This window comes from Bradyrhizobium sp. CCBAU 051011, from assembly GCF_009930815.1.
Classification (GTDB): Bacteria; Pseudomonadota; Alphaproteobacteria; order Rhizobiales; family Xanthobacteraceae; genus Bradyrhizobium.
In genome coordinates this window covers 5,919,986-5,932,723 of sequence record NZ_CP022222.1, presented here as the reverse complement: position 1 = coordinate 5,932,723, position 12,738 = coordinate 5,919,986, and the positions used below count along the sequence as shown (strand labels likewise).

The window sequence follows — 12,738 nt, the reverse complement described above, 5'->3', positions numbered from 1 at the left end:
ACCACTCGCAACGTTCCCGGATTTCGCGGAGCCTGTCATCGGGCGCGCATTCGCGCGACCCGTTGGCTCCATCCGGGCTACGGAATCAACTCGCCAATTCCACCGTCTTGAACTCCGCCGGCAAGATCACCTCGAGCAGTTCGACGTCGTCGGAATAATCCATGATCAGATGCTTGATGCGCGGCGGCTGGGTCCAGGCGCTGCCCGCTTGCATCAGTGTCTCGCCCTGGCCTTCCATGTAGGTCTTCACCCAGCCCTTGAGCACGTAGACCATCTGGAATTCGACGTCGTGGTAGTGCAGTTTTGAAACTTCCGCCGGATTACAAGGACCCTGCAAGCGGATCACATGCGCCTGCGCCAGACCGTGGGTAGCGTCCGCAATTCCGAGGTCGCGGTATTTTGCGTAGGTGCGCAGGCCGTCAGCCTTGAAATCTTCTTCGCGGTGATGGCTGATGGCGATGGTTTGCTTCGGCCGCGCCTTCTTGACTGGCTTTGCCTTTGCGGCAGACGCGCCCCTCGCCTTCGACTTGATCGTCTTGCGAGCCGAGGACTTGGCCGCCGTCTTGTGGCCTGACCATTTCTTCCTTACGGCGGACTGCGCCGCGGCGCGTGAGGCGACTTTCTTCTTGGCCATCGGTGCCTCCCTTTTGTTTGTTTGTGGCGGGAGGCTAACACAAATCGGATTTCGTAGGATGGGCAAAGCGCAGCGTGCCCACCATCGCGAGCTGAGTGTCAGATGGTGGGCACGGCGCAAGCGCCTTTGCCCACCCTGCGGCACCTCAATCAATGCAGCCTGAACACGCCATCGACCGCGCGCAGCTCGGCCGGCTTGATCAGCCTGGAATGCGCAACCGTGACGGAAAACAGCGGGCCATCAAGCTTTTCCTGCCAGAAGGCGAGGAAATCCTTGAGCGCGGGGAATTTCGGAAACAGATCGTAGTTTTGCCAGACATAGGTCTGCAGCAATGAGGGGTGATCCGGCATCCGGTACAGAATTTGCGCCGTCGTCAGCCCGTAACCCAGCACCTGCTTCCGGAAGTCGTCGGAAGCAACTCCAACCCGCGAGACCATGCCAAACCTCCATTGCTGGAAGCGCATTTCACGTGGGTGGCCACACACCGAGCCACCCCGGCGGAGATGCGCTCACATGAGAGAAATGTGACGCACGATACCAACCCATCACAAGTCTAAATGTTTAACGAACTGTTGAAAATTCACGCGTTAGCAGCAGCTTACCGCATCTGCTAATAACGGGGCCCCGGGATTCCGCGCCCCGATTAATCATGATTAATGAAATTGGCAGGCGTCATATTTGAGTGCCAATTTTTCTGCTAGACACCCTTGTCCCCCGAACAAGACTGGCCTAAATCAGTCGCAGCCGAGTTAGCACTCGCTGGCTCGGACTGCCAAAATTTCCAATTCTGATAACATCTTCAGAAACTTAGGAGGACTGCATGAAATTCCGTCCGCTTCACGACCGCGTCGTGGTCAAGCGCATCGACGCCGAAGAGAAGACCGCTGGCGGCATCATCATTCCGGACAGTGCCAAGGAAAAGCCTTCCCAGGGCGAAATCGTCGCCGTCGGCCCGGGTGGCCGTGACGAGGCCGGCAAACTGATCCCGATCGATCTCAAGGTTGGCGACCGCGTCCTGTTCGGCAAGTGGTCGGGCACCGAGGTCAAGATCGACGGTGAAGATCTCCTGATCATGAAGGAGTCCGACGTCATGGGCGTGCTCGACGTCCCCGCCTCCAAGAAGAAGGCCGCTTAAGCCCTTCGCCTGCCACGCTCACCCTGAGGAGCGCCCGCAAGGCGCCTCCCCGACAGGGTGAGAAACAAAGATCAACTCAGGGAAACCAAATATGTCAGCCAAAGAAGTCAAATTCGGCGTCGATGCCCGCGACCGCATGCTGCGCGGCGTCGACATTCTCGCCAACGCCGTGAAAGTCACGCTCGGTCCGAAGGGCCGCAACGTCGTGCTCGACAAGTCGTTCGGCGCTCCCCGCATCACCAAGGACGGCGTCACCGTCGCCAAGGAGATCGAGCTCGACGACAAGTTCGAGAACATGGGCGCGCAGATGGTGCGCGAAGTCGCTTCGAAGTCGGCGGACGCTGCCGGCGACGGCACCACCACCGCGACCGTTCTGGCGGCTGCGATCGTCCGTGAAGGCGCCAAGTCGGTTGCCGCCGGCATGAACCCGATGGACCTGAAGCGCGGTATCGATCTGGCTGTTGAAGCCGTGGTCGCCGACCTCGCCAAGAACTCCAAGAAGGTCACCTCGAACGAGGAAATCGCCCAGGTCGGCACCATCTCCGCCAACGGCGACAAGGAAATCGGCGACTTCCTCGCCAAGGCGATGGCCAAGGTCGGCAACGAAGGCGTCATCACCGTCGAGGAAGCCAAGTCGCTCGACACCGAACTCGACGTCGTCGAGGGCATGCAGTTCGACCGCGGCTACATCTCGCCCTACTTCGTCACCAACGCCGACAAAATGCGCGTTGAAATGGACGACGCCTACATCCTGATCAACGAGAAGAAGCTCTCCTCGCTGAACGAGCTGCTGCCGCTGCTCGAAGCCGTGGTGCAGACCGGCAAGCCGCTGGTCATCGTCGCGGAAGACGTCGAAGGCGAAGCTCTCGCCACCCTCGTCGTCAACCGCCTGCGTGGCGGTCTGAAGGTCGCGGCCGTAAAGGCTCCGGGCTTCGGCGATCGCCGCAAGGCCATGCTGCAGGACATCGCGGTTCTGACCGGCGGTCAGGCGATCTCGGAAGATCTCGGCATCAAGCTCGAGAACGTTACGCTGCAGATGCTCGGCCGCGCCAAGAAGGTGATGATCGACAAGGAAAACACCACGATCGTCAACGGCGCCGGCAAGAAGGCCGACATCGAGGCCCGCGTTCAGCAGATCAAGGCGCAGATCGAGGAAACCACCTCGGACTACGACCGTGAGAAGCTGCAGGAGCGTCTGGCCAAGCTCGCGGGCGGCGTCGCGGTGATCCGCGTCGGCGGCGCGACCGAAGTTGAGGTGAAGGAGCGCAAGGATCGCGTGGATGACGCGATGCATGCGACCCGCGCGGCGGTTGAAGAAGGCATCGTGCCGGGCGGCGGCGTCGCCCTGCTCCGCGCCTCCGAGCAGCTCAAGCGCATCCGGACCCAGAACGACGACCAGAAGACCGGCGTCGAGATCGTGCGCAAGGCGCTCTCCGCGCCGGCCCGCCAGATCGCGATCAACGCGGGCGAAGACGGGTCCGTCATCGTCGGCAAGATCCTCGAGAAGGAGCAGTACTCCTACGGCTTCGACTCGCAGAACGGCGAATACGGCAACCTGGTCTCCAAGGGCATCATCGACCCGACCAAGGTGGTTCGTGCGGCGATCCAGAACGCGGCCTCGGTCGCGGCTCTCCTGATCACCACCGAAGCCATGATCGCCGAACTGCCGAAGAAGAACGCTCCGGCCGGCGGCGGCATGCCCCCCGGCGGCGGCATGGGCGGCATGGACTTCTAAGTCCGGTCACCCAAAGCGGTTAGGAAAAATGCAAAACCCCGGCAGCGATGCCGGGGTTTTTGTTTGGCGAATAACGTGGCTAGCCGCCACAGCAGGTGAAGGGTCGCGTGCAACGCCACGCTGAATAAAAGGCTCCCCGCTCTCGGCGATATCCCTGTTATGCACACCCTCCCGTAAATATACGATCGTTTAGGTTGACAATTCTCAAAAAAAATTCTCGCGAGAGTCGGAATTCGAACCGACGTTCCGCTTCTCCTGACGCAAAGTTGTATCGGGTCGGGGCTAAATCAAAGCTCATCCAAAATCTGGTCGAACACGGAGCGTGAGCTCTCGTGACGCATACGAGCGTCGCGGAGAATGCTTTCGCTTGAGAAGGAGTAATGTTGCGTGAGTGAAAGCGAAATGAAAGTGGCACCAAATGGAACCAATGTCTTCGGGACGCCGCTGCCGGATTTCTCGAAGATCGCCTTGCCTGGCATCGGAGCCAACGACCAGGTCGTGGCCCGCGCACGAGAAGGCTTCGAGAAGATCAAGGCCGCTTCGGAGCAAATGACGGAAGCGCTGCGCGAGAGCTATTCCAGCAATGCGAGAGGCGCGACCGACTACGGGCTGAAGGTGTTTGAAATCTCAAACGCCAATGCCGCCTCTGCGCTCGACTTCCTGATCCATCTCTGCGGCAGCAAGTCGGCGACCGACGTTTTCACGTTGTCCGCGGCGCAAACGCGCAAGGCATTCGACGCCGCTTCCGACCAGAACAAGGAATTGTGGATCCTTGCCCAGAAGCTTGCGACCGAAACCGGTGAGCCGATCAGGAAGCACTTCACCAAGGTATTCCACCAGGCAGGCTAACAAGGCCCGCTCAGTTCACGCCCAAGGAATTTGGAGGAGATCCGGCCGGTTGGAAACGAGCCCGGCGAGCATGCAGTCCCCACTGCCCGTGCTCGACCAAACAAGGTGCGCGATGCCCCCCAAGTAACCCGCACCGATAACAGGGCGCATTCCAACCGGCCGGTGCTTTTGCACCAAACGATCAAGACAATCGCAGGGGAGAGCGACATGGGTATGGTTATGGTCAAATGTCCGCAAACCGGATTGGCTATTCCCACCGGCATCAAGACCGATCGCGAAAGCTTCGGCCGTCGCCCGGTATTTTTTTCGCGTACGCGTTGCGTGATCTGTCACACCGATCATCCGTGGTTTGCCCGCGAAGCCTGGGTCGACGAGCCGAGCATCCGGGTGCGGCATCGCCGCGCGGGCGCCCCGGCGTAATCGCTGACAAGGATCGGGTAACGATCGCGATAGAGGGGACGCCATGCCACGGATGCAGATCTCAAATGAAACATCCACCTGGCTGCTGCAGGCCAAGGACATTCTTGATGAAGCACGGCGGCTGAAGCCGGGTCCCGAGCGCAAGGAGCTGCTCCAGACGGCGAAGGTGTTGCGGGAAATTGCGAGGCTCGAGGCAGCATCCGGGTCGGCGCCTGAACGTGATCGGCGGCCGAAAACCTGATTGCATCAGCTGCTTGACGGGCCGTCCTGTAATGCGCTCGCGGCAAGTCGCGACGTGGTAGCTCAAACGGTCGCGCGAAACGCGCTCACATCGCATCGCGCGATTTGATCTCGGGCAGAGCCGCCATCCGGGATTCGGTCGAATTCGTCGCGAAGATTTCCTCGACTTCGAGACACATGGCGTTGTGGCATTCGCACGCTGCCGCCGCGAGCCGCGCCCGGTCGATCTCAATCAGGCCTCGTCGATCGGACCTGATTGCTCCACGCGTTCGCAGGTTACGCATTACGAGCGTCACGGTCGTACGTCGCACGCCGAGCATTTGCGAGAGGGCATGCTGCGTGATTGGGAGCGCATCATGGTCGACGCAGTCGCGCAGGCGAAGCAGCCAGCGAGCCATGCGGGCTTCGACCGGGTGCAGCGCATTGCAGGCCAAACCGAGCTGGAACTGTACCAACATCGCCCTGACATGAGTTTGAACCATGCGTCGGATCGCCGGGCTTCGGCTAAAAGCGCTGAAAAATCGCGATGCAGGAATCCGAGAGGCGGTGCCGGCCGCACGAACGATAGCCGTCGTCGTCGAAGGTGATGGCCCGAGCACCGACAGCATGCCGACAGCTCCCTCACGCCCAACTGCCGCGGTAGCAACCGTGTGTCCGTCCGCCATGTCGATCATCAACGCGATAGCGCCGCTATGAGGAAAGACAACGTATTCAATATCGTCACCCGCCCGCGAAATGACCGCGTCCTGATCGAGCGCGATCATCTCCAGTTCGGGTTCCAGCAGATGGAGATCCGGTGCAGGCAATGCTGCAAGAAGGCGATTGCTCATGGCGTCGCCAGGTTTCACTCCGGAGAACCCCGCACTTGGAGTGTCGCGAAACGGCCGTTTCAACATAGACTAAAGCTGCTCTCTCAACGCGTACTCACAACAACACCATCACTCAAAGTAACAAACTCCAAACATGCGGCCGCAAGGCGGACCGTCTGCTCGCAGCGACCTTAAGAAGTTAGATGCAAATGGGCCGGCGGACGCAACCGCAAAATACGCATGGGTAATACGGTAACAATACGGGTAGCAGGGTAACAGTGAGCAAAGTTCCATTTCCGGACAATGTCGGTCTTGCGGGGTGATCAGTCCTTTTTCTGCAACAGTTTTACGGCGCCAGCGATGCTGGACCGCAGACGCTCATCTGGCCTTCCGCCATGGCGCATCGGCTTCCCAATCGCCGGCCATGATCGAGCCGTACGGGATCACCTCATCGATCACCTCGCCGAGGCCGTATTTCGTGATCTGCGATCGTACCGATGCGGCGTTCTTATAAGCCTCCGGCAGTTCCGACAGGTCGGGCTTACCGCAGTAGAAGCGGGCATCGATGCCGGTCGGCAGCCGAGGCTTGTTCTCGCGCAGGAAAGCCTTGCGTCCGACGTTGCGCCCGGCGCCGTGCGGAGCGAAGCCAAGTGCGTCCTTGTTGTCCTTGTGCTTCAGAAGCAGGACCGGCTCGGCCATGTTGAGCGGAACGATGGTGCGCCCGTCATCATCATCCGAGAAACCGGCCCAGTTCGGGGTAGCGCTCTTGCCGTGATAGAACAGGCCATCTGTCTTTCTGAAGACGAAGTTGTGTTCGTTCCAGAAGCGATCGGCGACACCATTTCCGATCTTCGTGGCGGTAAGGTCGTGGATCGCATGGTGGTTGGCCTTGGTCCAGAGTCGCACGATCTGCAAAGCTTCCCAATACGCACGGCCGTCATCGCTTGACGCCTTGATCCAAGCACTGTGGTCGGGGGTCTTCGGCGCGTGAATCGCCGTGTGCTTTCTGGCGATAGCCATTCCGCGCTTGTAAACCTGGGCACCAAGGCCGCGAGAGCCATGGTGCGTCACCAATGCGGCATGACCCGTCGATTTGAGGTGACCGACATAGGCAAAGTGATTGCCGTCGCCTTGCGTGGCGTAGTGACCGATCGCGAACCTCTCGAGTCCCCTCAAGAACGGATTGCCGGCAAACTTCGACATAATCTCGTCGGGCGGCATGTGAATGCCGTCTCGGCCCCCCGGACCGAAATGGGTGACATCCTGAACGGCATCAAGAATGCGCTTGGGATCATCCTTGCGAGCAAACACGGTAATGGCGACCGAGCAGCAAATGTCCGACGAATGGAATCCAGGATGGATCGCATCGTCACATGCCACGACTCCGCCGACCGGGATCGTGCCGATCGCCGTGCCCGACGGGCAGGCATCGGGCATCACGGCGCCGGCCACGATCGTCGGGACTCGCATCAACGCATCCATGTGCTGGGCCACCGCTGCGATGTTGTCACGTTCCAACTCGTTCTCGGCATCGATCAGCATCGAGAATTGGAGGCCGTTGGTCCGCATCAGTGTTTCGATCGGCTGCATGGCCTGCAGCGCGACAAAGATCGCATCGTCATCCGCGCCGCCGGCACGCATGATGCTGGCGGTCTCCAAGGCATCCTTGAACCAGCGCCCGGGTCGAAAGCCCCAGGCGATCAGGGTGTTGCCGTCAATGGTCTGAGATACCCTCATGTTTTGGCCCCGACGAACTTATCGTTCCTTGTCGCATTCCGTTCATTCAGTGAAGGGCCGCCCATGGGCGACCCTTCTTCTTACGCGTTCTCCGTGGACTTGATGCGGACCAGCTTGCTCAGCAGCGCGTCGAGGCCCTGCCCGTCGCCTGCATGCAGGTCGATCCGGCCGACCTTCTCAACGAGCCGCTCCAGCGACTCCAGCTCCTTGAGCCGCAGCAGCAGAGGGTTCTCCTCCATCAACCGGGCGGTGTTCAGGAGCGAGCGCGTTGCCGCGGTCTCTTCCTGCCGGCGGATCAGGTTCGCCTTCGCGACCCGCTCCGCCTCCACGACCTTGTTGACGAGTTCACGGATCTCGCCGGGCAGGATCACATCCTTCACACCGAGCTCCGTGACCTCGACACCGCTGTCCACGACACGGTCGCGGACATAGTCCCGCAGCTCCGCGTCCAGCGCAGCCTTCGCCGAGAGCACCTCGTCGAGCGTGCGGCCTGCCACCGCCTCGCGGATCGCGAACTGCACCAGGCGGTACAGCCACGCATCCACGTCGGGCACGGCCGCGACCACGCGCTCGGGGTCGACGATCCGGCGGAATGCCGTCAAGGTCACACGCAGGGCGATGCGATCCTTCGTCAGCATTTCCTGCGCGGTGATCTCGACCGCCTGGGGACGCAGATCGAGGCGCTTCACCTCGATCTTGCGGCCGGCGATCCAGAACGCGTGCCGGCCGGGCGCGAGCCGCTCCACCAGCCGGCCCTCGACGTAGAGCAGACCGGCCTCGTGGTTCTCGACCACCGCTTCCGTCACGATGGTGGGACGGTTGCGCTCGATCATCGCCAGGTGACGCGCGGTCACGCGGGGATCGCTGGCCACATCGATGCGCTCGACATCGATTGAGGTTGCGACCTTCCAGTAGACGCGCGCCTGCCAGGGCGTCATCAGGTGCACGGGACGGCCGTCGAGGCTGACGATGGCGATCTCGTTCGCCTTCGTCTCCACCGCCTCGAACAATTCCGCCGCGAGATCAGGCCGCGCGGCCTTCAGCACCGCGTAGCGCTCCGCGGGAAATTCGGTGCGAACGACGTTGAAGATCTCCGCCATCAACTGACGCCGCAGATCGATCAGCCGGTGACGACCGGGTTCGAGCACGCGCTCGAGCCTGCCGTTGCGCGTCAGCAAGGCGCGCTCGCCATCCTTCACCGTCAGCGTCTTCATCAGCAAATGCCAGGTCATGGCACGCCTCCATGGTTTGCCCTCCGGCCCTCGCGGGGTCGGAAAGCGGGTTTCGTTTTGCAAAGGACGTGAGGACGCGGACGACGCTTCCTGAAAAATCGGCGGGCCGGGTTTGAGCCTGCGCGACGACGGGCGCACGCGTGCGATCGCTCGACGCAAGTCGAGCGTTCGCACGTAGCCACCCGGCATCAGCGCAAGCGGTATCCACCGCGGCGCAAAGCCGGTCTCACAGTGTCTGAGTTCGGACGAAAAGCCTTTCGGCAAGACGGCCGGACCGCGACTGAAGCGCGCGTCCGGTCCCCTTCAGAGGTATCAGCTTTTTAGGCTGAAACGGAGCGCTGGAGCAGGATTCGAACCCGCGACAGGATGATTCATAGTCATCTGCTCTACCAAACTGAGCTATCCTTTGTTGTGCGACAGATCGGAATCGAACCGATGCCTTCGGGTTTTATCCCGATGCTCTCCATGAGCTACAATCACGGTCTTCATTCGGCGGAACACGAAACCGGAGACCGGCCCGCGCCAGTCGGGATCACAACGAGCCCGAACCCATGGCCAAAGCGAAGGAGCGCGGAAATAAAGCAAGCATCCAGGGATTGCAAGCCCCCACGCAGGAATTTTTCGTCGCCGAGGTCGACTGTAGCAGGGCGATCATAGCGCGCAGCACCTCCCTCCGCCGTCATTGCGAGGAGCGAAGCGACGGGCCAATCCATCTATCCCCGTGCGGAGGGGTGGATTGCTTCGCTTCGCTCGCAATGACGTGGAAAGAGTTTGCGGCCGCGTACCAAGTACGCCACCTTCCGAGGCGGTTACGGCCCTACTGAACCTTCGCCAGCACCGCGAGACGGCGGATGCCCTTATTCTTGTAGGCATCGAGGAAGGCGTAGTAATCCTTGAACGAGACGCAGCCGTTGGATTGTCCGCTCGGCCCGAGCATGTAGCTGTGGGCGAGCAATCCATCGCGGTTGAAGATCTTGTCCTGACCACCGATCGGCGTCAGCCGCAGCGCTGGCACGCCGTGAAACAGCGCTTCGCGCGGCTTCAGTTCGTAGATGTGCGGTGGCGTCACGCCCTGCATGCGCACATGCGAGTAGCGAACGTCGTCCATCTTGGAGCCGAGGCCGGAATGTGCCTCAAGCCTGGTGCCATCGGGCAGATACACGGTCTTGGCGGCGATATCGTAGACCGCGGTCTGACGATCATAGGGCGGCGAACCACCGAGCATCGGATTCTGGCTTCGCGTATCGATGATGCTGCCGGTGACGTTGGCGTCGGCGGAAGCATAGGCCAATAGCGAGTTCGACGGCTGCTTGCCCCACAGCTTCTCGACCATGTTCGACCTGTCCGTCGCGCCGATCGACATGACAGCCGCCTTGGCACGCTGCGCCATGTCGCGGATGGAGTTGCCGGATGCTTTCGCGGGCTCCTGCGGCGCCGGGGCCGGGACATTGAGCGCAAGCTGGGTCGCCGGGGCCGCAACCTTTGGCTTCGGCGTTTCCGCGCGCTTGGGCGTCTCAACGGCCTTCGGCGATTCAGCCGGCGGCGAAGCCTCCGCCAGTTTCGTTGTTTCGACGGGCCTGGCCTCGCCAGCTCTCGAAGGCGCGCCCTGCGCCGCCGCGGCCGCGAATCTTTCGCTGAACATCAGCGACGACGCGACGTTCTCCGGCGCAGGCATCACCAGCGGGCGCTGCTCGAGCGATGCGAAGATTTCGTTGAAGGCGGGCTGCACCGGGCGGGCGGCGATCGTGGTCGAATTGTTGACGGCGGGCGCCTCGAAGGCGGCGCTGTTCACGGATGGATAGACGCTGGCGCCGATCACATTGGTGTAAACGGTCCAAGCGCAGCCCAGCACGAGGCCTGCGACCGCGACACCGCCGAGAAAATATTGGGAAATGCCTTTGCGGGAGGATTTCCTGCGGCTACGGGCCGCAGGACCGAACGCACGCTTACGCTTACTCATTCACACAACGCCCAGAACAACACTTCCACCAAGTCCCCCGTTTGATGCCGCGTCCGGATAGGTCCCCGGCAGCATCTCGCAGAGGCACAGAGCGTCATTAAGGCGACTTTTAGTTAAATCCGGATTAAACCCGGGCAGATCTAAGGCAATCCGCAAATGCATGGAACTATTGGGGAAATAGCCTCCGGAATGATGCGGGGATTCCGCCACAATCATGGACATCCGGCGTTTCTGCCCACCGGATGTCCCATATCGGGCCAAGTTGAGGCATTAATCCTTGAACGGGTCGAACTCGTTCTCGCCGGCCATCGCCACGGCGAACGGACGCAGCGTGTGCTGCACCCTGACCGAGCCGGAATGTTCGGCGATCACCTCCGGCAGCCGGCGGTAGGCCATCGGGCTTTCGTCGAGGTCCGCGCCGATCAGCGTCACGCCACGCGATTGCAGCCAGCCGTCCATCTCGGTGCGCGTGAATCGCCGCTTGGCCTCCTTGCGGCCGAACAGACGGCCTGCGCCGTGCACCGTCGAATAGAGCGAAGCCTTCGCCTCCTCGCTGTCGACGCCCTCGACGATGACAGCATCGTCCCCCATTGATCCGCCGATGAAGCCACGCTGGCCGGGAAATGCAGGCGTAGCGCCCTTACGCACCACCCACAGATCCTTGCCGCCATGGTTCTCCCGCCACGCGTAGTTGTGGTGGTTGTGAACCATGTCGGTGACCTCGCCGCCGATGATCCTGCGCACGCGCTCGACCACCCATTCACGGCCGGCATAGGAGTAGCGCCCGGCGAGCTGCATCGCCGCAATGTAGCGCCGTCCGATCTCGCTGTCCTCGTCGATCACGGCGGGCGGCACGTTCATGCCGTCCTTGCCACCCGCGGCCTTGAGGTAGCGGGTCGCGCTGGTGTGCCCGAGGCCGCGGCTGCCGAAGTGCACGCCGATCCAGACAAAGCCCTCCTCGTCGCGCAACAGGTCGACATAGTGATTGCCAGATCCGACGGTGCCGAGCTGCGACACCGCCTTCTGCCGGTAAGCACCCATGTCGGATTCCCGCCACGCGTCGGCGTCGTCGAACAGCTCATGCTCGACGCGCTCGTCGTTGGTGCGTCCGACACCGAACGAGATCACATTGTGCACGTCCTTGATGATCGTGCCGACATTGCTCTCGATCTGGCTGAACGGCGTATCGAGGCGCACGGCCATGTTGCCGCAGCCGATGTCGAAGCCGACGCCGGAGATGCTGATCTGCTTCTCATAGGCGATCACGCCGCCGACCGGCTGCGCATAACCGAGATGGCCGTCCGCGCAAATCACGCCGGCGACCGCGTTGCCGACCGACATGCAATTGCGCATCTGCGCGATCGTGGCATCGTCATGCTTGCCGAAGATCTTGAGCGGGCTGTTCTGGTATTGCGCGGCTTGCGGCCTGAGCGCGATATCGGAAGCAACGGCCTCCGCATCCCGCGCAAGCTTTTCCTTGCGCGCGGCATCGCGGAACAGGCACCACGTCGGCATGGGCCGCTGGCCGGGCCGATCGATCTTGGCATCGGGGTCGAGCCCGGCCTCGACGGCCAGAGCTCGGGCGCGCTCCTGGTAGGGATCGGATCGCATCTCACACTCCTTCACTGCAATACTTTACGCCGACGTCCGTTCCGGACCCCGGAGTGTCCCATGTCAGTCGCGACATGGGACAGTTGGGTTTGCAGGCAGGGAGGAATTACAAGCTCGAGCTTGCCACGAATGGCTTACCGCGGATCATTCCCTGCCTCGACGGCAGAGGAAGACCCGCTGCCGCGTTACGCTGTTAGTCTTGCTTGGGTGTACGACTCAGAAATCGAATACACGCCAAGGACGCACGCCAAAGCACGACCGCGCCGGACGACCGGCTGGCCTGCATAATTTGACGGGTTGGTGTCTATACGAAGCATCGTGTTTCCATGGATCGCGGAAGCGCGCGATCACATACATCAATTTCCAGGTTTGTAAA

12 protein-coding genes and 2 tRNA genes are annotated in these 12,738 nt (G+C 61.5%); 5 read left to right on the top strand and 9 right to left on the bottom strand.

Features of this window, described 5'->3' with window-relative positions:
- Nucleotides 1-85: 85 nt before the first annotated feature.
- Nucleotides 86-634, bottom strand: coding sequence for a cupin domain-containing protein (locus ACH79_RS27720; RefSeq protein WP_161853763.1), 549 nt, complete (start codon nt 632-634; stop codon nt 86-88).
- A gap of 149 nt (nt 635-783) precedes the next feature.
- Nucleotides 784-1,071, bottom strand: coding sequence for an usg protein (locus ACH79_RS27715; RefSeq protein WP_057833772.1), 288 nt, complete (start codon nt 1,069-1,071; stop codon nt 784-786).
- Between the two features lie 383 nt (nt 1,072-1,454).
- Here ACH79_RS27715 and ACH79_RS27710 point away from each other — a divergent pair, with 383 nt between their 5' ends.
- The 5 genes from ACH79_RS27710 to ACH79_RS27690 all read left to right on the top strand — a co-directional run bounded on the left by ACH79_RS27710 (nt 1,455) and on the right by ACH79_RS27690 (nt 5,014).
- Nucleotides 1,455-1,769 carry a co-chaperone GroES gene (locus ACH79_RS27710; protein ID WP_161853762.1) on the top strand — a complete coding sequence of 105 codons (315 nt, stop codon included), beginning with the start codon at nt 1,455-1,457 and terminating at the stop codon, nt 1,767-1,769.
- A gap of 91 nt (nt 1,770-1,860) precedes the next feature.
- Complete coding sequence (gene groL / locus ACH79_RS27705) at nt 1,861-3,504, top strand: chaperonin GroEL (protein WP_161853761.1); 1,644 nt, start codon at nt 1,861-1,863, stop codon at nt 3,502-3,504.
- 402 nt (nt 3,505-3,906) lie between these two features.
- Nucleotides 3,907-4,353 (top strand): phasin family protein, encoded by a 447-nt coding sequence (locus ACH79_RS27700; protein WP_161853760.1) that lies wholly within the window; start codon nt 3,907-3,909, stop codon nt 4,351-4,353.
- 207 nt (nt 4,354-4,560) lie between these two features.
- Nucleotides 4,561-4,773: a hypothetical protein gene (locus tag ACH79_RS27695; protein ID WP_065754203.1), complete on the top strand. Its 213-nt coding sequence runs from the start codon at nt 4,561-4,563 to the stop codon at nt 4,771-4,773.
- A 43-nt stretch (nt 4,774-4,816) separates the two neighbouring features.
- Nucleotides 4,817-5,014 (top strand): hypothetical protein, encoded by a 198-nt coding sequence (locus tag ACH79_RS27690; RefSeq protein ID WP_161853759.1) that lies wholly within the window; start codon nt 4,817-4,819, stop codon nt 5,012-5,014.
- A gap of 85 nt (nt 5,015-5,099) precedes the next feature.
- Here the strand turns inward: ACH79_RS27690 and ACH79_RS27685 are convergent, their stop codons facing one another.
- From ACH79_RS27685 to ACH79_RS27655, 7 genes are all read right to left on the bottom strand, one after another.
- The gene (locus tag ACH79_RS27685; protein WP_161853758.1) at nt 5,100-5,843 is read right to left on the bottom strand and encodes a Crp/Fnr family transcriptional regulator; all 744 of its coding nucleotides are present in this window, start codon (nt 5,841-5,843) and stop codon (nt 5,100-5,102) included.
- A 357-nt stretch (nt 5,844-6,200) separates the two neighbouring features.
- Nucleotides 6,201-7,559: an RtcB family protein gene (locus ACH79_RS27680; protein WP_161853757.1), complete on the bottom strand. Its 1,359-nt coding sequence runs from the start codon at nt 7,557-7,559 to the stop codon at nt 6,201-6,203.
- Nucleotides 7,560-7,639: 80 nt separating this feature from the next.
- A complete protein-coding gene (locus ACH79_RS27675) occupies nt 7,640-8,791 on the bottom strand; it encodes an SPFH domain-containing protein (protein WP_161856611.1) in 1,152 nt (383 codons plus the stop codon).
- Nucleotides 8,792-9,130: 339 nt separating this feature from the next.
- A tRNA-His gene (locus tag ACH79_RS27670) sits at nt 9,131-9,196 on the bottom strand.
- 7 nt (nt 9,197-9,203) lie between these two features.
- Nucleotides 9,204-9,271 (bottom strand) — tRNA-Leu (locus ACH79_RS27665).
- A gap of 337 nt (nt 9,272-9,608) precedes the next feature.
- Nucleotides 9,609-10,751 (bottom strand): DUF2778 domain-containing protein, encoded by a 1,143-nt coding sequence (locus ACH79_RS27660; protein WP_202639050.1) that lies wholly within the window; start codon nt 10,749-10,751, stop codon nt 9,609-9,611.
- Between the two features lie 270 nt (nt 10,752-11,021).
- Complete coding sequence (locus tag ACH79_RS27655; protein WP_161853756.1) at nt 11,022-12,362, bottom strand: RtcB family protein; 1,341 nt, start codon at nt 12,360-12,362, stop codon at nt 11,022-11,024.
- Nucleotides 12,363-12,738 lie beyond the last annotated feature (376 nt).

Bases quoted from the DNA above. Each gene is read 5' to 3' on its own strand.
- ACH79_RS27720 (WP_161853763.1), bottom strand. From the start codon at position 634: ATGGCCAAGAAGAAAGTCGCCTCACGCGCCGCGGCGCAGTCCGCCGTA.
- ACH79_RS27715 (WP_057833772.1), bottom strand. From the start codon at position 1,071: ATGGTCTCGCGGGTTGGAGTTGCTTCCGACGACTTCCGGAAGCAGGTG.
- ACH79_RS27710 (WP_161853762.1), top strand. From the start codon at position 1,455: ATGAAATTCCGTCCGCTTCACGACCGCGTCGTGGTCAAGCGCATCGAC.
- groL (WP_161853761.1), top strand. From the start codon at position 1,861: ATGTCAGCCAAAGAAGTCAAATTCGGCGTCGATGCCCGCGACCGCATG.
- ACH79_RS27700 (WP_161853760.1), top strand. From the start codon at position 3,907: ATGAAAGTGGCACCAAATGGAACCAATGTCTTCGGGACGCCGCTGCCG.
- ACH79_RS27695 (WP_065754203.1), top strand. From the start codon at position 4,561: ATGGGTATGGTTATGGTCAAATGTCCGCAAACCGGATTGGCTATTCCC.
- ACH79_RS27690 (WP_161853759.1), top strand. From the start codon at position 4,817: ATGCCACGGATGCAGATCTCAAATGAAACATCCACCTGGCTGCTGCAG.
- ACH79_RS27685 (WP_161853758.1), bottom strand. From the start codon at position 5,843: ATGAGCAATCGCCTTCTTGCAGCATTGCCTGCACCGGATCTCCATCTG.
- ACH79_RS27680 (WP_161853757.1), bottom strand. From the start codon at position 7,559: ATGAGGGTATCTCAGACCATTGACGGCAACACCCTGATCGCCTGGGGC.
- ACH79_RS27675 (WP_161856611.1), bottom strand. From the start codon at position 8,791: ATGACCTGGCATTTGCTGATGAAGACGCTGACGGTGAAGGATGGCGAG.
- ACH79_RS27660 (WP_202639050.1), bottom strand. From the start codon at position 10,751: ATGAGTAAGCGTAAGCGTGCGTTCGGTCCTGCGGCCCGTAGCCGCAGG.
- ACH79_RS27655 (WP_161853756.1), bottom strand. From the start codon at position 12,362: ATGCGATCCGATCCCTACCAGGAGCGCGCCCGAGCTCTGGCCGTCGAG.